Source organism: Flavobacterium rhamnosiphilum (genome assembly GCF_004349195.1).
Taxonomy (GTDB): domain Bacteria; phylum Bacteroidota; class Bacteroidia; order Flavobacteriales; family Flavobacteriaceae; genus Flavobacterium; species Flavobacterium rhamnosiphilum.
The window spans coordinates 44,903-68,677 of sequence record NZ_SMLG01000005.1 but is presented as its reverse complement, the minus strand read 5'-3'; the positions used below and the strand labels follow the sequence as shown (position 1 = coordinate 68,677).

Genomic DNA, 23,775 nt, shown 5'->3' with positions numbered 1-23,775 from the left:
TAGCCTGTTCGGATATCGTGAAAATAGAATTAAAAAAAAATAATTGATTGAAGCAAAATCAAATAAATTCTGAAAACTAAAGGGGAAACTTTAGAAGTTTTGATCAACGATGATTTTGCCATCGCAATTTTAAACCGTCCGGAAACTACCCGGAATTCAAAAATAAATTTTGCCGAATTGGGATTAAATAAGAATTACGGAATAAGGGATTTATGGCACCATAAAGTGATAGGAAAGAAAAGAATGGTACAGTACTGAGTCATGAAACCAAATTATTCCGTTTGAAAAAGGAAATGTGAAATCAGCAGAGATGAATATCGTTAGCTTCTCGAACGTAAAAGGAATGAAAACAACATAAAATAGTGATAACATTAGAAGACAATTGCATTATAAGAAATCAAAAAACACCATGATAAAAAATATTTTTTCAATACTATTGCTAGTATTAAGTTCTTTAATTCTTCAGGCGCAAACTGTTCCCGAGGAAATTATTCTGCAAACTAAAAATACGGCATTGGTTTACCGGGTGAATACTAAAAAGCAATTGTCACAAGTGTATTTTGGTGTCTCTTTATTATTTCGGGATGATTATAAAAAAATGGCTACACCACCCGGAGATGCTTTTACAACTGGCGGTGTAAACTATGTAAGAGACCCGGCCATTCAGGTAACTCATGCGGATGGTAATCCCTCACTGCAATTACAATATGTAAAGCATACAGTTGAAAAAATGGATGACAATGTAAGCACAACCCATATTGTTTTGAAAGACCCGGTTTATCCGTTTGAACTAACCCTGCACATCAAAACCTATGCAAAGGAGGATGTTATGGAACAATGGACGACCATTTTGCATAAAGAAAAAAAGGCGGTATTGTTGAACCAATATTCATCAGCGGCCTTGCAATTAAAAGGGGATAAATATTGGCTGAGCCATTTTTTTGGTGATTGGGCCAATGAAATGCGAATGGAGGAAGTGCAATTACCCGAAGGCATTAAAACAATCGAGTCGAAATTAGGGGCAAGAGCGACCAATTTCGATCTTCCGTCGTTCATGCTATCCATCAATAAACCGGCTGAAGAAGAAAGCGGGGAAGTCTTGGCGGGTACATTGGCATGGAGCGGGAATTATCGTTTGTTGTTTGAAAATATACGCTATAGCGAAGATGTAGATCATTTGTTGCAGATCAATTCCGGCATCAACCCTTATGCATCAACCTATACTTTACAGCCTAACGAAACCTTTACTACGCCCGCTTTTATTTATACGTATACTGCAAAAGGAAAAGGTCAGGCCAGTCGCAATCTTCATAGCTGGGCTTTGAATTATGGAATATGGAAAGGAAAACAACAGCGACAAACCTTGTTAAACAACTGGGAAGCTACTTATTTCAAGTTTGACCAAAATAAATTGGTAACCCTCTTTGATGATGCCAAAAAATTAGGGGTTGATCTGTTCTTGTTGGATGATGGTTGGTTTGGGAATAAGTATCCACGCAATAATGACGATGCTGGTTTGGGAGATTGGGATGTGAATAAAACCAAATTACCTGATGGGATTGGATATTTGGTGAAAGAAGCTGAGAAAAAAGGAGTGAAGTTTGGCATTTGGGTCGAGCCCGAAATGGTGAATCCTAAAAGTGAGCTGTATGAAAAACATCCTGACTGGGTTTTAAAATTGCCCAATCGCGACGAAAATTTACGACGCACACAATTGGTATTGGATCTTAGCAATCCTGCAGTACAGCAGCATGTATTTGCCGTGGTCAATAACCTGATGAAACAAAATCCCAATATCGCTTATATTAAATGGGATTGCAACCGTTACATGACCAATGCGTATTCTTCTTATCTGAAAAACAAACAAACTAATTTGTATGTGGATTATGTGGATGGGCTCTATAATGTGTTGAAAAGAATAAGAGCTAATTATCCTGATCTGGAAATGATGTGGTGCAGTGGCGGTGGTGGCCGCGCCGAATATGGCGGACTGAAATACATGCAGGAGTTTTGGCCAAGTGATAACACCGATGGGCTGAGCCGTATTTTTATTCAATGGGGGTATTCTTATTTCTTTCCGGCGGCGGCAGTTTGTGCCCATGTTACGTCATGGGGCAATCAATCCATTAAATTCAGGACCGATGTGGCCATGATGGGCAAGCTTGGTTTTGATATACAGTTAAGCCATCTCAAAGATGACGAATTGAACTATTGTAAGCAAGCTGTTCAAAACTATAAACGTTTGCAGGATGTAATTGGTTATGGCGATGTATATCGATTAGTGGCGCCATACGATAATTTGGCGGCTTCATTGATGTATGTGGATGAAACAAAGAAAAAATCAGTGTTGTTTGCTTTTTCGTTGCATCCAAAGTATGGAGATGTTTTTCCAAAACTTCAATTGAAAGGGCTGGATTCCGCAAAGAAATATATAGTGAAAGAAATTAATTTGATGGATGACGCTAAACCCCAATTCAAGCAAAACGGACAAATATTCAGTGGTGATTATTTAATGAAAGTCGGACTGGATTGGTATATGCAACAATCCTTAAAAAGTTCCGTATTGGAGATAAATGAAGCGGAGTGAAAATTATAAAAAGCATGCTATTAACAAATTGATTAAATAAAATTACAAATATTGTAAATACTTAAACATTCGCAATTTGATTTGCGGAAAAAATCTAATAAATATAAACCATCTATTTTAGTAATCATGACCTACAAATTTACACCCTTATTGTTAATATTCGTCGCAATGAACAGCTTTGCTCAAAAAACAATTTCGATTACAACCAAAAGCAACGTACTGGTTTTAGAAACAGACAAAGACAATAACCTGCTATCAACATATATTGGTAAAAAACTTGAAAACACAGCAGAATATCCAAATATTCAACCCCTGGACAAATACAAGCCGGGTTCTGATGATCTTTTGAACAAACGCGAAGCTTACATCGCTTCGGGTTCGCTTAACCTTTTAGAGCCTAGCTTAAGCGTAACACATGGCGATGGAAATAAATCTACCGTGCTTACTTTTGCTTCGGTTGAAGAGAAGCAATTAGACGATAACCGAAAGCTAACCATTGTGCGTTTAACAGACACCAAATATAAATTTGACGTTGCCTTGCATTACCTTGCTTATTTTAAAGAAGATGTAATTGAACAATGGGCTGAGATTAAGCATAATGAAAAAGGCACCGTTGTATTAAATAAATACGCTTCGGCCAATCTTACCCTAAGTGGCAGGAAATTTTTTCTAAAAAACCATTACAGCGGTGCTGTTCGCGAAATGCGCTCAGAAGAGCAACAATTGTTGCACGGCATTAAAACGATAGACTCAAAACTGGGTACCAGAACAAACTTGTTGCATTCTTCATCTTTCATGGTCTCTATTGATCAGCCTGCAACAGAAGATATGGGCGAGGTAATTGCCGGTTCTTTGGAGTGGACAGGAAACTTCAAGCTTGATTTTGAAACTTTCGATGAATATTACTTAAGAATTACTGCAGGCATCAACAACTTTTCATCAAACTATACGTTGAAAGCAGGCGAAAATTTTGTTACACCTCGTTTTGTTTACACCTACTCATCAAGCGGAAAAGGATTAGCAAGCAGGAACTTGCAAAACTGGGCAAGAAATTACCAACTAGCTGATGGAAAAGGCGAACGTTTAACCATTTTAAATAATTGGGAAACTACTTATTTCGATTTCAACGACGAGAAATTGAACGAACTGACCAAAGATACCAAAAAATTGGGTGTTGATGTTTTCTTATTAGATGATGGCTGGTTTGGGAATAAATACCCAAGAAACGGTGCTACCTCTGGACTTGGCGATTGGCAATACAATAAACAAAAACTGAAAAACGGTATCAGCTCTTTAGGTAAAGAAGCTACTGCAAATGGTGTGAAATTTGGTATTTGGTTAGAGCCAGAAATGGTGAACCCTAAAAGCGAATTATATGAAAATCATCCTGATTGGATTATTAGACAGCCAGAGAGAAAAGAATTTTATATGCGTAATCAGTTGGTATTGGATTTAACCAACCCTAAAGTACAGGATTTCATTTTCAAAACCGTTGATGATGTATTTAAAGAAGTGCCAGAATTAGCTTTCATTAAATGGGATTGCAATTCGTTAATTTATAACGCTAATTCTCCAACCTTAAAAAACCAAGATCATTTTTATATAGAATATATCAGAGGGTTGAATAGTGTATTAGAAAAAATCCGCAAGAAATATCCAAAAACACCAATGATGCTTTGCGCTGGTGGAGGGTCGAGAGTAGATTATGCCGCACTAAAATATTTTACCGAATTTTGGCCAAGTGATAATACCAATCCTTTCGATCGTATTTTTATCCAATGGGAATATTCATATTATTTCCCTTCTATCGCAAGTGATAATCACATCACCGATATGGGCAACCAACCTATTAAATTTAAAACTGATGTGGCCATGATGGGTAAATTGGGTTATGATGTTCGTGTAAATGAGTTGAGCAAAAACGATTTGTTGTTCAGCCAAAATGCCGTTAGAACCTATAACAGCTTTAAAGACATTGTTTGGCATGGCCAACAATACAGGTTACAAGATCCATACGAGAATAAAATTGCTTCGATTGCTTATGTAAACGATGCGAAAGATCAAGCAGTTGTTTTTAACTATCACGTGGCAACCCTTTTTACAAATGGCGTTATATTACCTATTAAACTAAAAGGATTAGACCCAACTAAAAAATACAAAATAGAAGAAATTAACTTATATCCAGGTACAAAATCACCCATTGACAGCACCAAAGTTTATTCTGGAGATTTTCTGATGAAAGTTGGTTTCAATCCTGAAGCTAATAGCTACAGAAAAAGTGTTGTTTTAAAAGTGACCGCTCTGTAATTTAGAAAACCTAAACCTTAAAAGAGGAACTAATTGATTCTAAAATCATTTCCGTACTTAAGTTTGGTTATTGAAATAAAGTTAAAAAAAATAATAGCATGAAAATAAGTTTTGCCTTTTTATTGTTCTCTTTAATTTTTGGATGGGCTTCAGAAGCACAACAAATTTCTGCACAGCCAAAAATTAATGGGCCAAGGTTATATGGAGCCAGCCCAGGGAAAGAGTTTATGTACACTATTCCGGCCAGTGGAGTAAGGCCTATGGAGTTTGAGGTGAAGAATTTACCGAAAGGAGTCAGGATTAATAAGTCGAACGGAGTTATTTCGGGAACCATAAAAAATGCAGGAGAATATTCCATCGAATTAGTGGCCAAAAACAAATTTGGGAAGGTTTCAAAATCATTTACATTGGTAATTGGTGATAAGTTGGCATTAACACCACCGATGGGATGGAGCAGTTGGTATAGTTTTGGACGCAATGTAACCTTAGACAAAGTAATCCGTTCTGCCGAAATCATGAAAGAGAAAGGCTTACAGAATTACGGCTGGAGTGTTATTGAGATTGATGATCCTTGGACCAATCAGCCCAATAAAAATGATTCCGTATGGAAACAACTTAAATCAGGAGCGAAAGAAGTATACGGGTATTATGAAGGGCCGGATAATCTTCCCGAAAGGCAAGGAGAAATGAGGAGTCCAAAAGGGGAATTGTTGCCCAATTCCTATTTTACCAATATCAAAAAATTCCCGACTATCATGCACCAAATGGGCTTCAAGGCCGGTATCTACAGTTCCCCGGGACCGATTACCTGTGGCGGTGTAGCAGGTAGCTATGGCTATGAATTGGTGGATGCAAAATTTTTTGCGGACAATGGGTTTGATTATTTAAAATACGATTGGTGCAGTTATGGTTCTTTTGCCAAAAGCAATACCAAAGAAGAATTGATTAAGCCTTACCGTAAAATGTCAGACGCTTTGCAACTCCAAAAAAGAGATGTCATCCATGCTCTTTGTCAGTATGGGATGGGGAATGTCTGGGAATGGGGCAATGAAAGTGGTGGCCAGCTTTGGCGTACTGGAGATGATGTACACGACACTTGGGAATCAGTGCGGAATGCTTTTAAAAAACTATCCGATAAATCAGCTTTTGTGAAACCGGGTAATTGGAATGATCCAGATATATTGCAGGTAGGGGCAGTGGGAGCGCAAAATTCTGGCAAGGCAGGAAAGAATCGTTTGACATTTGAGGAGCAAAAAACGGTAATGAGTATGTGGTGTATGTTGAGCGCTCCTTTATTAATAGGCACTGACATGGAACAGCTCGATGATGCCACGCTCGGTTTATTGACCAACGAGGAAATTATCGCAGTGAACCAAGATGCATTGGGTAAAGCGGCTTCTTTGCTAACTACTTTAGATAACACGGAATTATGGGTAAAACAGCTGGAAGACGGTAGTCTGGCGTTGGGATTATTAAACCTGTCGAATGAAACGATACAGACGAAATTCCCTTTTTCCGCACTTCAATTGAAGGGGAAATACAAAATGCGCAATCTTTGGAAAAAAGAAGATTTAGGCATTTTTGAAAATGAATTTGAAACAAATATTCCGGCTCACGGAATAGTGATGTTGCAAATGTTAAAACAGGAGTAATACCATGTTTCTGTCATTCCGACGAAGGAGGAATCACATGATCTGAATCACATGATGTGATTTCTTCTTCGTCGAAATGACAAAATCACATTCTATAAGTGATTTATTTTAAAAATGGTTGCCCTGAATAGTGATGTTTACAGCTTATTTTAAACCTTAGTTTTTAGCATTTTTCTGTATTCTTTAGGAATGGCTCCGGTTAGTTTTTTCAAAAAATTATTAAAATTGGAAGCCACAAGATGTATTTATTAGGGTTGTAATTTAGGTTTTATTGCGAAATTAAAGCCTCTCTCTACAAACTTTTTTTGACAAAAACATACTGAAACGCGTACGCTTTATAATTCAAGTAGTGTATTTATTCCGGTAAATTCTAAACTAAAATAGCATCACACTCATAAACCTGTCCGGAAATTAAATCTAAACTCCTTTTGCAACTATTTTTGGCGGCAACCATAAAATATCTCTTGCATTTTTAATTAACCGACCCCGGCACACCTCTTTCAATTAATAAAATGCATTTCAAAAAACGATTAAAACAGTTATTAAATTAATAATAACGTTTTCATTTGTATTTACATATTTTATAAAAAACATGCTATACTAACAATTATTACACTTTTAAAAAGAAAATTCAAACAAAATAATAATTCAAAACACTGTCAAATAAATGCACAAAGTACAATAAATTACATAAAATTATAACAATATAGATGAAAGTTTCTTTCAAAACGGTAATTATCACATGTCTTTTGAGTTGTTTTTATATATTTCACTTTTATAATTTGGTTTTATGAAAACGTTTTTATAATATTGTCAAATAAACTAAACCAACCAACAAATTATAATGCATATGAAAAAAGATTTAGAATAAATAGTAAATATCCATTAACAATTTAAATTGATTTTATGAGTACAGTTTTTGATTTTTTTGAGAATAAGAATTTATTGAATGGCAAGGGCGTCTGCCTGATGCTTTTTCTTGGGTTTATTTCAGTTACTTCTTTTGCACAGCAAAAAACAGCTAAACCAAGAAAGCCCGATCCGGAATGGGTTAAGGCAATGGAAGATCCAAATGCTAACTATTATCAGGCAGTAGCGGCATTTGATGCTTATTGGAAAAATAAAGTTAAGCCAATAGAGGAAGATGAAATGTTTGAAACAGGTGGTGAAAAGGAGAAAGAAGAAGCGTTAAGAGAAAAAAGACATCATAAATTAAAAGCGGACGACCCGGCTGTTATATATGTTTATGATTACAAGCGTTTCCAGCGTTGGAAAGTTGAAATGCTTCCTTTTGTTCAGGCGGATGGACGTATCCAGAGTATGGACGACCGGGTGAATGATTGGAAAATACAACAAGTGCAAAAGCGAATGCAAAAACAAAGGGAAGATCAAAAAAAGGATAAGGAGGATGGTGATAAAAAAGAGAAAGATTTTGAACATAAAAAATAAATCTTGAATTATTTAATTATTCTATTAAAAAATAATATTTAAATTATATGAAAAAATTATACATAAATACATTTTTAACACTCGTATGCATTCTTGTTGCCTCCTTTTCGGTATGTGCACAAGTATCTAATTGGAATGCAGTTGGTCCAATTGCATTTCCTACGAATGATATTAGTCAGATTAACGGTATAGCAAGGGTCTCACAAATTAAATTCGACCCGGTTAGTTCAAGCAAAATATATGCGGTAGCGCCTCATGGTCTTTTTGTTTCTAACGATAATGCCAATACTTGGAATGTATTGCCCGGTACTGAGAATTTGGTTACCGGATTAAGCCTAGCTTCGGTATGTATCGACAAAACGAATACCAACACCTTATATTTAGGTACCGGCGATGCTGATTATTATAGCGGCGGTAGCGGCGTATGGAAATCTACCGATGGCGGAACTACTTTTGTTCAAAGCAATACCGGTATGGGTAGTAAACTGGTAAGGGAGATTTTAATGTCGCCAACGGATAATACTATTTTGGTTGCTGCTACCAATTCAGGGATTTATAAAAGTACCGATGCCGGATCTTCTTGGGTATTGACTTCAGCGGCCGTAGCATTTTCTGATATGCGTATGAACGCTGCTGCGGGTTCAACCACCATTTATGCAATTGGCAGAACCAATGGTGTATTTTATAAATCAACGGATATGGGTAGCACTTGGACCAGCCAAACGGTAGAGGCTACTACCCCCGGTAATGGTGCCCGCTTAGCGGTGACGCCGGCTGATGCCAATGTGGTGTATCTTACTTTTATTGGGAGTAATACATCAACCGGAGGAATAATCTATAAATCATCAGATGGTGGAGCAACATTTACAATGCAAAAAGGTAATGTTGCACCTAACCTGAATGGATATAATTCTTCTACAACTGGCCAAGGTAATTATAATTATGATATGGAGGCTGATCCCAACAATGCCAATACTTTATATGTGGTAGGGCATTTGATATGGAAAAGTACCAATGGCGGTGTTACCTGGGCGCAAATGACCCCCAATTGGGCCAGCATTATACATACGGATATGCATGGAATGCGCTTTAATCCATATAATACTTCTCAATTATTTAATGTGAATGATGGCGGTGTTTGGCTTAATACCGATGGCACGGCAAAAACCTGGACACCTAAAAGTGAGGGTTTATCTGGAACGGAGTTTTATCGTATGGGTAATAGCCCATCTAATAAATATATGATTGGCGGTGGTTTGCAAGATAATGGTGCAGTATATTTTAAAAATGGCGTTTGGCGTTGTTACATTGGCGGGGATTATACAAGCGCTTATTACTTTGATAAAAGCGCCGCATCTAAAGTTTATAATGCCGAATGGGGTACTCGTCGAGATCTTTATAATAGTGCTACAACTGCGGTAAGTATAAAGCTTCCCAATGCATCCAAAAAGCCCGATCTTTATGCATTTTCTAATCAAAATGAAAATGCTGCATTTGTGGCACAAAACACATTTGGTATTTATGCTACGGCTAATTTACAAAGCAACCCGCCAACTTGGACAAAAATTCTGAGTAGCACCAATACATTTTTGGCGATGGCCATTTCACCAACAGATGCCAATGTGGTGTATGCCTTGTCTAATAATAAAAGTGTGGTTAGAAGTACCGATGCACTAAGCGCAACACCTACTTTTGCAACGGTTGCTTCTGCTCTAATGCCATCAGGAACACCTTCAGCCGGAGGTTTGGCTGTATTAGAAAGTGGCGTTGTTTATATGTCAAGTGGAGGATATGTATATCGGTCTGACGACCAAGGTAGCTCTTGGACAGCTGTTGGAACAGGCGCAGTTACCACTGCTTTAAATGCACAAACTATAAAAAAAATAATAGCTGATACCACACATACTGACACTGAAGTAATATATGCCTATACCAATAAAGCCGTTTTTTATAAAGATAATACCCTAACAGATTGGGCTTATTTTACAAGCAATCTTCCTTCTGTTGCCAATCTAACCGATTTGGATATTTTTTATGATACAAACAATTTAAATAATAGTTTATTAAGAGTTTCATCCTATGGCAGAGGGGTTTGGGAATCGCCTTTGGCTGGAAATACGATTGTTAATCAAGCACCAACGGCAGCTATTACTTCACCCTATAATAATCAGGCAATAGAAGCTGGATCAAATTTAATGATTACGAATAATATTGCTGATCCGAATGGATTTATAACAAAAATTGAATATTATCAAGGTAGTACTTTAATAGGGAAAACATTAGATTCAACTAGTAGTTTTATATGGAATAATGTGCCTGCAGGTAATTATGCCTTAACAGTAAAGGCTACCGATAATCACGGGGTAACAACTACCTCGTCCATTATAAATATTAAAGTAGGTACTTTAGTAACAATCGGATCGGCAACTCCGGTAGCCGATGCTTATGTGCGCAATGGTACTACTTATGAAAGCACGAATTATGGAACAGCAAACGGATTGGTTGTGAAGAATGATAATAATTCAGGATTTAAAAGAGAGACTTATCTTAAATTTGATCTCAGCTCATTACCTACTACTGCCGATAATGTAAGCTTGAAGCTGAATGTAGCCTCTGGCGGTTCTACGATTGCAAGTACAAATTGGCAAGTATATTATGTTCCGACTGATAGTTGGACAGAAACAGGTATTACCTGGAATAACAAGCCGGCTCCATCAATCCTTCTTAGTACAGTAAAAGGTAAAAGTTCGGGAACTGCAGAATGGGATATTACGCATCAAGCTATTTCAGAACTTGGAGCCGATAAAATCCTATCGCTAAAAATAGTATCTACTGTAGCAGGAGGTACGAGTGATGCAATCTTCCGTTCTAAAGAAGATGTAGATGTTAGTTTATGGCCACAAATAATTACAAGGGTATTAAACGCAGTGCCAACAGTTTCCATCACCTCGCCTGCAAATAATGCAATATTTACAGAAGGAGAAAATGTTACAATCAATGCCGATGCAGTTGATACGGATGGAACCATCTCAAAAGTAGAATTCTATCAAGGTAGTACCTTGTTGGGGGAATCAACCGCTGCACCATATAGCTTTATCTGGAATAGCGTTGCTGCCGGAACTTATGTTCTTACCGCAAAAGCGACTGATAATAATGGAGATGTTACAACTTCGTCTGCAACTGATGTTACGGTAAGAGACATCACTGCTCCGGTTATTACCTGCCCTACGGATATAATAATAGAAAGCGGTGTAGGACAGTGCGGAGCCATCGCAGACTTTTTAGCCACAGCCACAGATAATTTCAGCAATGTTACCATCAACTACACTGTAGCTTCCGGAACATTCTTACTGCCGGGTATCACCAGTATTACCGCTACCGCCACTGATGAGGCGGGCAATAGCAGCAATTGTACATTTACTGTAACGGTGAAAGATGTAGAGAATCCTGCAATCACTTGTCCAGATAATATTACCATAAACAATGATGCAGGAGATTGCGGAGCTATTGTAAACTTTGCAGCTACTGCTACAGATAATTGCGAAGGCATCACTATCAGCTACGATAAAAACCCAGACACATTATTTCCTATTGGAACAACTACCGTTACCGCTACCGCCACCGATGTGGCAGGCAACAGCAGCAGTTGTGAGTTTACCGTAATCGTAAATGACACACAAACTCCTGTTATTACCAGTCCTACTGATATTGTAATGGATTACGATGCCGCTAATTGTGGTAAAGTAATTTACGCTATTTCGGCCGAAGATAATTGCAGTACTAGTCTTACCCGCACAGCCGGTTTGGGTAGCGGAGAAGTATTCCCTGTAGGAACAACTACCGAAACCTACGAAGCGATTGACCCATCAGGCAATAGTTCAAGCGTAAGCTTTACGGTAACGGTTAATAAAGCACCTACAACATCAACCCTAATTGTACCGGCAACGGTTCAATATAGTGATAAGGCTGGACTAACGGCTCGCATTGCCGGAGGCGCCAATGCCTGCGGAGGCGGGGCAGTTTCTACGGTTACCTTTAATATGAACGGTGTTGCCATTGGAACGGTTCCGATGACAGCAAATGGTGACGACCTAATGGCTACATTAACAAGCCAGCAGTTACTGGATGCACCGGGAACCATCAAAAACGTAACCGCTACATTTAATGGGGTTGATAACACCAACTATGCAATAACAAATAATCCGACTGCTGCGTTTACCATTACTAAAGAAGATGCTGGTGTGCATTATAGTGGAGCATTGTTTGTGTCCACTACATCTGCCAACAGCGGTTCGGCCAATGTAACGCTGAAAGCTACAGTAAGAGACATCACAGCAGAAACTGGCAGTTCTTTATTTGATGCCAATGCCGGTGATATCCGCAATGCAACTGCCACCTTTATCAATCGTGATAATAATATGGTGATTGCGGCCAATGTACCATTAGTGCTGGCTACTCCCGGCGATACTAAAACAGGTATTGCTACCTTTAACTGGGTTGTGAATATTGGTAATGCCAATTCACAAAACTATACCATTGGTGTTATTGTTAATAATTATTACACCCATAACAGTTCGGCAGATAATGCCGTAATTACCGTATCTAAGCCTTTAAATGGATTTATTACCGGCGGAGGTAATCTGGTGGTGAATAATTCTGCCGGTATCATGGCGAGCGACGCCAATTCGTTGAATAGTTTCGGGTTTGGCGTGATTTGGAACAAAACCAAAACCAGTTTACAAGGTAGCATGAACACGATTATCCGTCATACTGAAAACGGTATTGAAAAAATCTACCAAATAAAATCAAATTCTATTTCAACACTGGTTACCGATACAAACATAACGGCTGCACATCCTTATTCTACAGCAACGTTTGGAGCTAAAGCTAACATTCAGGACATCACCAACCCACTGGCGCCGATATCAATTGACGGTAACGCCACCCTGCAGGTAACTATGACCGATGGCAGCAGCTCTGGCGCTACCGACAAGATAGGTATCACTGTTTGGAATAAAAATGGAAGCCTCTGGTACTCCAATAACTGGACCGGATCTACTGAGGAACAAGCGGTAAATGAAGGTGAAGTTATCATAAATCGCAACCCGGCAAATACTGCTAAAGTTGACCTTGTTGCAACAGATATGAAAACGGCTAACATTGCTAACGGATTAACGGTAAAAGTTTATCCTAATCCAAGTACGTCCGATTTTAAACTGGATGTACAAAGTAACGGCACTGAAGAACTGTTCATCAGAGTAATTGATGTAAACGGACAGCTGGTAGCGAAAATCAATTCAGCAGTTGGGAAATCAATAGAATTCGGACAAACCTTTGCGGCTGGTGTTTACTTTGTAGAAATACGCCAAGGAGCCGACAGAACTGTTGTAAAGTTGATTAAATTATAAAACAACAAAAAAGACAGTTACTGTCTCAAAAGTTGGCTTGATTACGGAAAGAAAGTACTCCTCCACCCATGGGGAGTGCTTTCTTTTTTTTATTTTCTAAATCGGAAAGAATACTCCTTATCTCCAAAAACTGCTTAGACAATTTTGTGCTTTAAAATTAAACAACAAATCCTTTTTTTTTCATTCTCTCAAGCAGCCTTAAAAGTTAACAAAAAAACACAACTGAGTAATTTCTGTAAAAAAAATAACGTTTTCATTTATATTGAAATATTTCATAAAAACCACAAGCGATTAGCCGTATTCGGCCTCTAAAAAAGGGAAACGGAATAAAAATAAAAAGCGTTTTATTTTTGTCTAATAAATACATAACCCATAATAAATTACATAAAATCCTAATAATATAACCGAAAATTTCCTTCAAAATAATGGTTATCACATGCCTTTTAGGTTATTTTTCCATATTTTTTATTTTTAATTTGTTTATATGATAACGTTTTTATAATATTGTCAAACAAACTAAACCAACCCATAAATTATAATGCGTATGAAAAAAGATTTAGAATTGAATCACCAACCCTTTGCTTTTATTTTCAAATATCTGCTTGTTGGTATTCTTTTGTTTTTTGCCCCTGCATTTGCACAGGCGCAGAGCAAAACAGTAACCGGTATGGTATCCGATGTGAACAAAGCAGGAATACCAGGAGTAACAGTCCTTGTAAAAGGAACTAAAACTTCAACGATAACCAATTTTGACGGTAAATATGAAATTAAAGCCTCAGGCGAAAATGCCGTCTTGGTGTTCAGCTACATTGGCTTTGATAATGCAGAAATTGCTGTTGGAACTAAGACCCAAGTGAACGCAACCCTAAAAGAGAATGTGTCTCAACTCAGCGAAGTAATTGTGGTTGGATACGGAACCCAGAAAAAAGAAAACCTGACAGGTGCCGTTTCTACAGTGTCTTCTAAGGCGATTCAAAACCGTCCCGTTACGAGTTTAGCAACTGCGCTGCAAGGTACCGTTCCAGGGATGAATGTAACACGAACAACCGGACAACCCGGTAGGGAAAATCTAAACATTCAAATTCGCGGGGTAACTTCTGCTAATGGCAGTGTAAACCCATTACTACTTATAGACGGCGTAGCAACTCCTTTGTTTAACTTACAAACGATAAATCCTTTGGACGTAGAAACCATGAGCGTTTTAAAAGATGGTGCAGCGGCGGCAATTTACGGTGCGCAAGCGGCCGGAGGTGTGATATTAGTGACTACAAAAAAAGGGAAAGAAGGTAAAACTATATTTGAATATTCCACTCAGTTAGCGGTTCAAAAACCATTATACCTCCCAAAAAGGATGTCATTACTGGACGAAGCAAATTTGTCTAATCTTGCCAGAAAGAATAGAGGGACAGGGGCTGAATACACTCCTGCAGACTTAGATAACATTAAAAATGGCGTTGAATACATATTGGATCCTGCTGACCCTGAGAGGTATATTTTTTACGATCAAAAAGATTTTATGCAGCAGGTAGTAAAAGAACAATCAATTATGAAAACCCATAATTTAAGTGCCAGTGGCGGTACTGAAAGAACAAATTATTTATTTTCTGTAGGCTATTTGGATCAGGAAGGAATATTTAAAGTGGGTAAAGATAATTTTAGTCGTTTTAACCTACGCATGAATATTGGAACAGACTTAACAAAACACATTCGCTTAGATTCAAATATATCGTATGCTGTACATGACACGGATGCGCCCGCAGCTGGTGTTAATGGAGGCGGTGCGTTACTCTACCAACTGTATAAAGTAAGGCAGAGATTCCCAATATTTACTCCCGAAGGACGTTTAAACGGCATGAGTGGTATCTCAGGATTCAATACTTATGCATACCTGGCCGAAGGGGGATATAACAAACGAACCATAGACGATCTCGACGGGACATTTAAGATGACCATAAAAGATTTAGCTAAAGGACTTAAATTCACAACAATATACGGACGCAAACTAAGATCAGAAGACTCAGAAGTTTTTAGTAGAACTGTTGAATTATGGGGACGTACAAAACCCCTCTATGTCTTGAACAATCCAAATGGATATGTCTTAGACCAGGATATTTTGAGAACAGAAAATTTCCAATTTCTGACTGATTACAATCTCACGATAGCTGAAAATCATGAATTTACTGTTTTAGGGGGTTACCAATGGGAAGACTACCGGTTTTCAAATGTCAATGCTGGCGCGACTAATTTAAAAAGTAACGATGTCCCTACTTTAAATTTAGGAGAAGCAACCACTAAAACAAATAGTCAAAGTATTCAAACATATGCGAATCAATCGTATTTTGGGCGTTTCAATTATAGTTACAAAGACAAATATCTTGTGGAAGCAACCCTAAGAACAGATGAAAGTTCCCGTTTGGCACCCGGATTACGTATTAAAACGTTTCCTTCTGCTTCATTGGGCTGGAACATACACAAAGAAGGATGGGTATCAAAAAATGTTCCTTTCATTTCTGAACTTAAACCAAGGGTATCCTGGGGACAATTAGCAAATGCACTGGGACAGAATATCGGCAATTATGATTACCTAAGTCAACTTTCCACAGGTTCTAATCTGGTATTAGGAGGCGCAGAAATAAGAAGCTCTTTCTTTTCTCAAAACTCTATACCTTCTTCCAGTTTATCTTGGGAAACAGTAGAAACATTCAATTATGGAGTTGATTTTGGATTTTTCAAAAATAAGTTGACAGGCAGTTTTGATTATTATACTAAAGAAAATAAAAACATGCTGACTCCCTTAAGGTTACCTGGTACTTTTGGCGTAGGTACACCAAGGATCAATAACGGTATATTACAATCCTGGGGTTGGGAATTGGCGGTAAATTATAGAGACAAAATAGGCAGCGATTTTAATTATGGTATTGGATTCAACCTGTCTGACAATCAAAACAAACTGGTTAATTATGCCGGTGTCAGTGTAATAGGAATTGGGACAAATAGACTTATCGAAGGATATCCTTTAGCTACAATATGGGGATACAAAACGGCACCAGGGTACATCAACACTCCGGAACAATTAGCAACAACACCGGTTTATTCTACTCTTACGGGAGTGGGTGATATTGCCTATATCGATCAAAATGGCGATGGGAAAATTAATCAAGGTAAAGGAACCATAGAAGACCATGGCGATTTAGTGCAATTAGGTCAAGACCAACAACGTTATTTATTTGGAATTAATGCTAATGCAAATTGGAAAAATTTAGATTTTACTGTTTTTATTCAAGGGGTAGGCAAGAGAGCTATCATGCCTAGCTCAGAAATGATAACGCCGTTTGCCGAAACATATATTATGCCAATGGCTATCCATGCTGACTATTGGACACCTGAAAATCAAAATGCTGCTTTCCCAAGACCTTATTTAAACGGATACCACAACTTTATTCCTTCGGACAGATGGGTTTTAGACGCCGCCTATGCACGACTAAAAAACATACAATTGGGGTATTCCTTATCAAAAAGCGTGTTAGATAAAGCATTTTTAAGCCGAGTAAGATTCTATCTCTCAGCAGAAAATATTGCTACCGTTTCTAAATTTGGCGTATTTAAAACAACCTTTGACCCGGAACAAAGAAATGGCATTTATACTGATTACCCAGTGTCTGAAATAATTTCATTTGGAGTTAACCTAACATTTTAATTTTTTTTAAACTACGAATTATGATACCTACAAATAAAACAATAGTTGCTGTATTATTTTTGATAGCAACTCTATCATCGTGTGATGTGGACCGAGTTCCAGAAACAAGTTTAAGCGACCAATCGTTCTGGGTAAGCGAAAATGATTTGAAATTAGCCGCTAATTATTTTTATACCAGATTACCAACTTTGCCGATAACTAACGACACTTGGTCAGATGATGCTTATGGCAGAACCCCAAATTCAATTAGTGATGGCTCGAGAGTTCCCGGGTCAACAGATGGAAGCTACAATAATAATTACACCACCATTAGAGCCGCCAATAATATGATAGAAAAATCGGCTAAAGCTTTGGCAGCTGGTGTGACAGCAGAACGTGTCAATTGGTATGTTGCTGAGGCCAAATATTTCAGAGCCTGGGCCTATTATCAATTATTACAACGTTTTGGAGGCGTTCCCTTAATACTTAAAACATTGGACATAGATGCACCTGAATTACAGGCTGCGCAAGCAACAAGAGAAGAAATTGTTGATGCCATATATGCAGATTTAGACGATGCTGTTCTCAAATTAAGAACCGCAACACAATTAGGATCTGCGGATTATGGGCGAATCTCAAAAACCGCAGCTTTGACTCTAAAAGCCCAAGTAGCTTTGTTTGAAGGAACACGTTCAAAATTTCATGGATATGGAAATCCTGTAAAACACCTGACTATAGCCAAAGATGCTTCAAAACTGGTAATGCTTTCAGGACAACATAGCCTGTTTGCAAATTACTTTCAATTGTTTCAATATGAAGGGGAAGGTTTTGCCAATAAAGAAAATATTCTGGTGAAACAATACGGTAAAAACACCACGGAATCGACACTTTCTCATGCTACTCAAAGAAATTTAGAGGGAGGGGCAGCAAGTCCTACAAAAGCATTGGCAGACTCCTATTTGATGACAGACGGCTTACCTACAACCCAGTCCCCGCTATATGTAACACCTACCACAACAACTGAAGTTTTCAAAAACAGAGACCCTAGAATGGGCGATCGATTTTTCAAGAGAGGAGATCCCTATATTGCAACGCAACTGGTATTCACCGTGCCTCCATTAAGTTTTGCACAAACAGGTTTTGCTAATAGATGTTATGCCAATATTGCTGATTGGAACGTATCAAGATCCTATATTGACCTGCCAATTACAAGATATGCTGAAGTATTACTGATTCATGCTGAAGCCACTTATGAATTGAATGGCAGCATTAGTGATGCTGACCTGAACCTAACGATTAATTTGCTGAGAAAAAGAGCTACGGTTAATATGCCTATAGTAACAAATGCGTTTGTAGCTACCAAAGGGTTGAACATGAGAGATGAGCTAAGAAGAGAACGCAGAGTAGAACTTGCGCTTGAAGGTTTTCGCTATTGGGATTTAATCAGATGGAAAACTGCCGAAACAGAACTTCCTAAAGAGATGTTAGGAAATTATTTCTTTGCGGAATTTGGCACCTCAGTTTTACCTATGCTAAATCCACAAAAATTTATCATAGCTCAAAGAGCTTCTACTAGAAAATTCGACGTTTCCAGAGATTATTTATGGCCTTTCCCAACTAATGAATTGGCTCTTAATCCTAACTTAAAGCAAAATCCAAATTGGTAATGTAAACCAAAAGCCGTTTGAATTAAAATTTAAACGGCTTTTATTACTAATACTCTTTTAGTTTTGTATTTACTAGAATAAATAAACAGATAGTTTGTCATTTCGACGAAGGAGAAATCACGTAATCGGATTTCCTTATGTGATCTCCTCCGTCGAAATGACAACATTATCAATAAATAGTCCAGTAAATTTTAAGATAAAATGGAATTAGATACTATAAAGTTCAACATTGTTAAAGCATTCTATATATGACCTCTTTTTTTTCTACTCCCTTCAAGACAAGCAGAAACAATAATAAGTCCACCTTTGGATGGGCTATTTTTGGAATGTTTTTACTTTTTTCTATTGTTTCAAATGCCCAAAAAAAAAGAGACCTACTAACAGCCATAATTCAAAAAGACGTAGTAGAGTCGCTCGATTCAACACTATACAAACCATTTGAAAAAAAAGAATTCCATAATCGCCTGATGAACTTGCCTAAAGACGTCCAAAAAAAGATACTATCTGACGCCAAGGAAATTATGACGTATAATTGGCCTAGCATTCCGGCAACAGCGTATCTTGATTATAAACGTAGCGGAGATCGTATGGGAATGGAGAAATATTGGTCGGATGGCCTTGATGTTTTAAAAAAATTGGTTCTTGCTGAGGTTCTGGAAGGCGAAGGAAGGTTTTTGGATGCCATTATTAATGGAAGTTGGGCGGTATGTGAACAATCCACCTGGGTTTTATCAGCTCATTTGCCTTCTCAAAAAGGAGGTGCCGGAATCCCCAATATTAATGATCCAATTATAGATTTAGGCGCTGGAGAAACCGCGAGTACACTGGCGTGGACGTATTATTTTTTTAAAGAGGATTTCGAAAAAACTTCCCCTTTTTTAAAAGCAAGGATTCCTTATGAAATTACCCATAGAATTATCGAACCCTACACCGTTCGAGATGACTTTTGGTGGATGAGTTTTAAAAACGAGAATTTCGTAAACAATTGGAACCCATGGTGTAATTACAATGTACTATTAAGCACCTTGTTATTGGGGAACGAAGTAACACCAAAAGTACGTAAGCAAGTAATTACAAAAAGTATGCAATCTGTAGATAAATTTATAAATTACTACAAAGACGATGGTGCTTGCGAAGAGGGACCAGCCTATTGGAGTCATGCTGCTGCCAAGATGATGGAATATCTGGAACTGCTAAAAACCTATTCCGAAGGAAAAATATCTTTATCTGATGCTCCTATTATAAAAAATATGGGAACCTATATATTAAATGCCCATGTTAATGAAGATTATTATATCAATTTTGCTGACTCTTCCGTGAGGCTGCATACCTATCCAGGTGTGGTTTTTCGATATGGAAATTATGTAAATGATACTTCATTAAAACAATTTGGGTCTTTTTTGGCCAATCAAGAAAATTTTTATGGCTCTCCTACAAAAGGTTCTTTAGATGTTGCAATACATAATGTCGATCTTTATCCATCAATTCAGGCTACCCCCGCCATCAAAGCTACGGAAATGTCATTTTGGTATAATGGCACTGAAGTTGCTGGAGGAAGAACACACAAAGATCCTTCAAAAGGTTTTTTCTTTGCCGCAAAAGGCGGTTATAATGATGAAAGCCATAATCACAATGACATAGGCACCTTTGTTCTTTATCATGAAGGGACACCTCTTTTAGCAGATATCGGAGTAGAAACCTATTCGTCAAAAACTTTTGGTCCCAAGCGATATGAAATTTGGACCATGCAATCGGACTACCATAATGTACCTATGATTAACGGTTTTTCCCAAGCCTATGGAAAAAAATTCAAAGCCTCACAGGTCAGTTTTCAAAACTCAAAATCCCAGCTCCGCTTTGGTTTAAACGTAGCGGGCGCTTATCCAGAATCCGCTTCATGTAAATTTTGGAACAGAACCTATACCCTGAAAAGAACATCCCAGCCCGAATTAGTAATTGAGGATCAATTCTCATTGAAGGAATACAAAGGGGAATCGAAGCAACATTTTATAACAACACAGCTTCCAGTACTGGTAAAAGCTGGCGAAATAAAACTGAAAGAAAAAGGAGGGAAAAGCATCAATTTCTATTATCCCGCAGCCATTTTTGAAATAAAGATAGAAGAATTGCCCCTTACCGATAAGCGATTGCTAACTTCTTGGAAGCAAGACAAGTTATACCGCATCATATTGATAGATAAGAAAAAATTATTACTTAACAATTATAAATTAAGAATAGCCGAAAACTAAAAAACTACAAATAAACACACAATTTATGAAAACGTTTTTATAATATTGTTAAAAACTATTAAACCCCGATTAAAATAAATATAATTTAACCAAAATAACATGAAACAATCATCAAAAAGAGAGTCTGTTTTTATACTACTCTTATGCCTATGGATGTCCAACACCATTCTTGCACAAGATAAATCAAACAAAAACACCTCAACTAAAAACAAAATGACGCAGCTCATCAATGAGCAGTTCAGTTTTGCCGCCCAGCAATACAAGGTTTTAAGTAAAAATGTGGCTGGGGATGTTATGCCTAAAACATTTAATACCAAAACTAACAAGGTGGAAACGAGCGATACTAAATGGTGGTGCAGCGGTTTTTACCCTGGAACTCTTTTATATATTTATGAATACACAAAAGATTCAGAAATAAGAGCTGAAGCGGGAAAACGCTTGGCGATCCTGGAAAAAGAAAAACATTACACAGGCAACCACGATCTTGGTTTTATGATGTATTGCAGCTTTGGTAATGCTTACAGATTGTTTGGCAGACCAGAAGATAAAGCCACTATTGATACTTCGGCAGCTTCATTAGCAACCCGATATCGTCCTTCCATAAAAGCAATTCAAAGTTGGAATAGCAGTAAAATCTACAATTGTCCCGTGATTATTGACAATATGATGAATCTGGAATTATTAAGCTGGGTGACAGATAACGGAGGAGATGCCAAGTATAAAGAGATTGCTATCACACACGCGAATACTACCATAAAGAATCATTTTAGACCAGATTTCAGTTCATATCACGTAATTGATTATGACTTAAACACAGGTAAAGTCCTGAAGAAAATCACTGCGCAAGGTGCGGCAGACTCAAGTGCATGGAGCCGTGGACAGTCTTGGGCTTTGTATGGCTATACAATGATGTACCGTTTCACAAAAGATAAAAAATACCTTGATCAAGCAAAAAATATTGCCAAGTTTATACTTAATCATCCTAATTTGCCTGAAGATAAAATTCCATACTGGGATTTTAACGCACCAAACATGCCAAATGCTTTACGAGATGCTTCTGCAGGAGCGGTAGTGGCTTCGGCATTATTAGAACTGGGACAATATGCCAACAAAAAAGAGAAAAAGTTGTATTTGACTTCAGCAGAAAAGATGATCCAATCTCTTGCTTCAGATAAATACCGTGCTAAGTTGGGAGAAAATGGAGGCTTTCTTTTAATGCATAGTGTAGGATCGATACCGCATAAAAGCGAGATAGACGTGCCACTTACTTATGCCGATTATTATTTTTTGGAGGCATTGTTGCGATATAAGAAATGGTATTTGTAAAATCCTCTTAACAAGTCTTGAGAAAGCTAATTTTCAGAGGCAAAAGTACTCCTTTTTTTAGCAGACTTGAAACGGATGAATATTTTAATCCTCAATAACAGAGAGCGATAAAAAACAATTTGAAACAGTAAAAAAAAACAACAAACAATGCAAAGAAGAAACTTTCTTAAATGGTCATCCTTACTTGCTTTTACAGGTTTTGTCCCTGGTCAAAGTATAGTGGCAAATACAACTGATATTTTTGATGGCACTAAAATAAAAAAACAAAATGATCGTGCCTATTGGCTAGATTTGATGGATAAAATTGCAACTCCCATACTAAGCAATATGAGTAAGGGAGAATTGCGAAAAAACATGCCTATGGAATATAGTCCAACCTGGGACGGGCGAAATAAACAAGTGGCATATATGGAAGCCTTTGGCCGACTGATTCCTGGGCTCGCTCCTTTTCTTGCTTTGCCCCAAGATGCTACCGCTGAAGGTGTAATTAGGCAACGGCTGCTTTTGCAAACACAACAAAGCCTTGCTCATGCTGTAGACCCAAACAGCCCCGACTATTTGTATTGGGGTTCTTCAAAAACACAACAACCTCTAGTAGATGCGGCCTATATAGCACAAGCATTATTAGCAGCTCCCGATACATTATGGAAACCCTTGGATGCGGTAACCAAGCAACGTTTCATCCATGAATTCAAGACCATTCGTCGAATAAAGCCATTCAACAGCAACTGGCTTTTATTTGCAGCTATTATTGAGAGTTTTTTATTGAGTATTGATGAAGACATTGATGTGGCAAGAATTGATACTGCTATTGATAAAATAAACAAGTGGTATGTTGGCGATGGCTGGTATAGCGATGGCGATAAATTTCACTTCGACCATTATAATGGCTTTGTCATCCATACGATGCTGGTTGAAGTATTGAGAGTAAATGTAGCAAAGGGAAGAAGAGACAAAAAGGAATATGACATTGCTTACAAAAGAATGCAACGTTATGCTTCTTTTCAAGAGCGGTATATTTCACCCGAAGGCACGTATCTAGTGGTGGGCAGGTCTTCTACTTACCGCGTGGGGGCATTTTGGCCATTGGTAAAACTCGCTTTGGATAATGCCTTGCCTAAAGAGATAAAACCTGCCCAAGTACGATCTGCGTTAACATTAGTGATGAAGAATATGTTCATCCCATCCACATTTACAAAAGGAAATTGGTTAACATTGGGATTAGTAGGCGATAAGCAAACAAACCTTGCCGATTATTATTCTAACACAGGCAGTATGTACATTACGTCATTGGTGTTTTTACCATTGGGTTTACCTGCCACTCATGAATTTTGGTCAGAACCCTTTACAGATTGGACACAACGTAAGGCTTGGAGCGGCCAACCTTTTGAGAAAGATTATGCGGTCGATTATTAATCGCATCCAAATATTCAGCTACAAAAAAGATCAAACTA

At 37.8% G+C, this 23,775-nt stretch carries 11 protein-coding genes; all 11 read left to right on the top strand.

The window, feature by feature from the left end; translation table 11 throughout:
• The first annotated feature begins 99 nt into the window (after window positions 1–99).
• The 11 genes from E0I26_RS16720 to E0I26_RS08150 all read left to right on the top strand — a co-directional run bounded on the left by E0I26_RS16720 (window position 100) and on the right by E0I26_RS08150 (window position 23,737).
• Window positions 100–258 carry a hypothetical protein gene (locus E0I26_RS16720; RefSeq protein WP_165929429.1) on the top strand — a complete coding sequence of 53 codons (159 nt, stop codon included), beginning with the start codon at window positions 100–102 and terminating at the stop codon, window positions 256–258.
• A 151-nt stretch (window positions 259–409) separates the two neighbouring features.
• Entirely contained in the window at window positions 410–2,587 is a 2,178-nt protein-coding gene (locus E0I26_RS08195) for an alpha-galactosidase (protein ID WP_131916008.1), read from the top strand.
• Window positions 2,588–2,755: 168 nt separating this feature from the next.
• On the top strand, window positions 2,756–4,894 hold the full coding sequence (locus E0I26_RS08190; RefSeq protein WP_235831743.1) for an alpha-galactosidase: 2,139 nt from the start codon (window positions 2,756–2,758) through the stop codon (window positions 4,892–4,894).
• Between the two features lie 98 nt (window positions 4,895–4,992).
• The gene (locus E0I26_RS08185) at window positions 4,993–6,546 is read left to right on the top strand and encodes a putative Ig domain-containing protein (protein ID WP_131916006.1); all 1,554 of its coding nucleotides are present in this window, start codon (window positions 4,993–4,995) and stop codon (window positions 6,544–6,546) included.
• A 906-nt stretch (window positions 6,547–7,452) separates the two neighbouring features.
• Window positions 7,453–7,995 (top strand): hypothetical protein, encoded by a 543-nt coding sequence (locus E0I26_RS08180; protein WP_131916005.1) that lies wholly within the window; start codon window positions 7,453–7,455, stop codon window positions 7,993–7,995.
• A gap of 47 nt (window positions 7,996–8,042) precedes the next feature.
• A complete protein-coding gene (locus tag E0I26_RS08175) occupies window positions 8,043–13,403 on the top strand; it encodes a CBM96 family carbohydrate-binding protein (protein ID WP_131916004.1) in 5,361 nt (1,786 codons plus the stop codon).
• A gap of 544 nt (window positions 13,404–13,947) precedes the next feature.
• Complete coding sequence (locus E0I26_RS08170; protein ID WP_131916003.1) at window positions 13,948–17,100, top strand: SusC/RagA family TonB-linked outer membrane protein; 3,153 nt, start codon at window positions 13,948–13,950, stop codon at window positions 17,098–17,100.
• A gap of 20 nt (window positions 17,101–17,120) precedes the next feature.
• Window positions 17,121–18,746: a RagB/SusD family nutrient uptake outer membrane protein gene (locus tag E0I26_RS08165; protein WP_131916002.1), complete on the top strand. Its 1,626-nt coding sequence runs from the start codon at window positions 17,121–17,123 to the stop codon at window positions 18,744–18,746.
• Window positions 18,747–18,994: 248 nt separating this feature from the next.
• Window positions 18,995–20,995, top strand: a complete 2,001-nt coding sequence (locus tag E0I26_RS08160) for a heparinase II/III domain-containing protein (protein ID WP_131916001.1) — start codon at window positions 18,995–18,997, stop codon at window positions 20,993–20,995.
• A 99-nt stretch (window positions 20,996–21,094) separates the two neighbouring features.
• The gene (locus tag E0I26_RS08155; protein ID WP_235831742.1) at window positions 21,095–22,321 is read left to right on the top strand and encodes a glycoside hydrolase family 88 protein; all 1,227 of its coding nucleotides are present in this window, start codon (window positions 21,095–21,097) and stop codon (window positions 22,319–22,321) included.
• Window positions 22,322–22,468: 147 nt separating this feature from the next.
• The gene (locus E0I26_RS08150) at window positions 22,469–23,737 is read left to right on the top strand and encodes a DUF2264 domain-containing protein (RefSeq protein WP_131916000.1); all 1,269 of its coding nucleotides are present in this window, start codon (window positions 22,469–22,471) and stop codon (window positions 23,735–23,737) included.
• Window positions 23,738–23,775: the final 38 nt, after the last annotated feature.

What these genes read in the sequence shown, in the direction of transcription:
- E0I26_RS08195 (WP_131916008.1), top strand. Translation starts at nt 410, where the DNA reads ATGATAAAAAATATTTTTTCAATACTATTGCTAGTATTAAGTTCTTTA.
- E0I26_RS08190 (WP_235831743.1), top strand. Translation starts at nt 2,756, where the DNA reads ATGAACAGCTTTGCTCAAAAAACAATTTCGATTACAACCAAAAGCAAC.
- E0I26_RS08185 (WP_131916006.1), top strand. Translation starts at nt 4,993, where the DNA reads ATGAAAATAAGTTTTGCCTTTTTATTGTTCTCTTTAATTTTTGGATGG.
- E0I26_RS08180 (WP_131916005.1), top strand. Translation starts at nt 7,453, where the DNA reads ATGAGTACAGTTTTTGATTTTTTTGAGAATAAGAATTTATTGAATGGC.
- E0I26_RS08175 (WP_131916004.1), top strand. Translation starts at nt 8,043, where the DNA reads ATGAAAAAATTATACATAAATACATTTTTAACACTCGTATGCATTCTT.
- E0I26_RS08170 (WP_131916003.1), top strand. Translation starts at nt 13,948, where the DNA reads ATGAAAAAAGATTTAGAATTGAATCACCAACCCTTTGCTTTTATTTTC.
- E0I26_RS08165 (WP_131916002.1), top strand. Translation starts at nt 17,121, where the DNA reads ATGATACCTACAAATAAAACAATAGTTGCTGTATTATTTTTGATAGCA.
- E0I26_RS08160 (WP_131916001.1), top strand. Translation starts at nt 18,995, where the DNA reads ATGACCTCTTTTTTTTCTACTCCCTTCAAGACAAGCAGAAACAATAAT.
- E0I26_RS08155 (WP_235831742.1), top strand. Translation starts at nt 21,095, where the DNA reads ATGAAACAATCATCAAAAAGAGAGTCTGTTTTTATACTACTCTTATGC.
- E0I26_RS08150 (WP_131916000.1), top strand. Translation starts at nt 22,469, where the DNA reads ATGCAAAGAAGAAACTTTCTTAAATGGTCATCCTTACTTGCTTTTACA.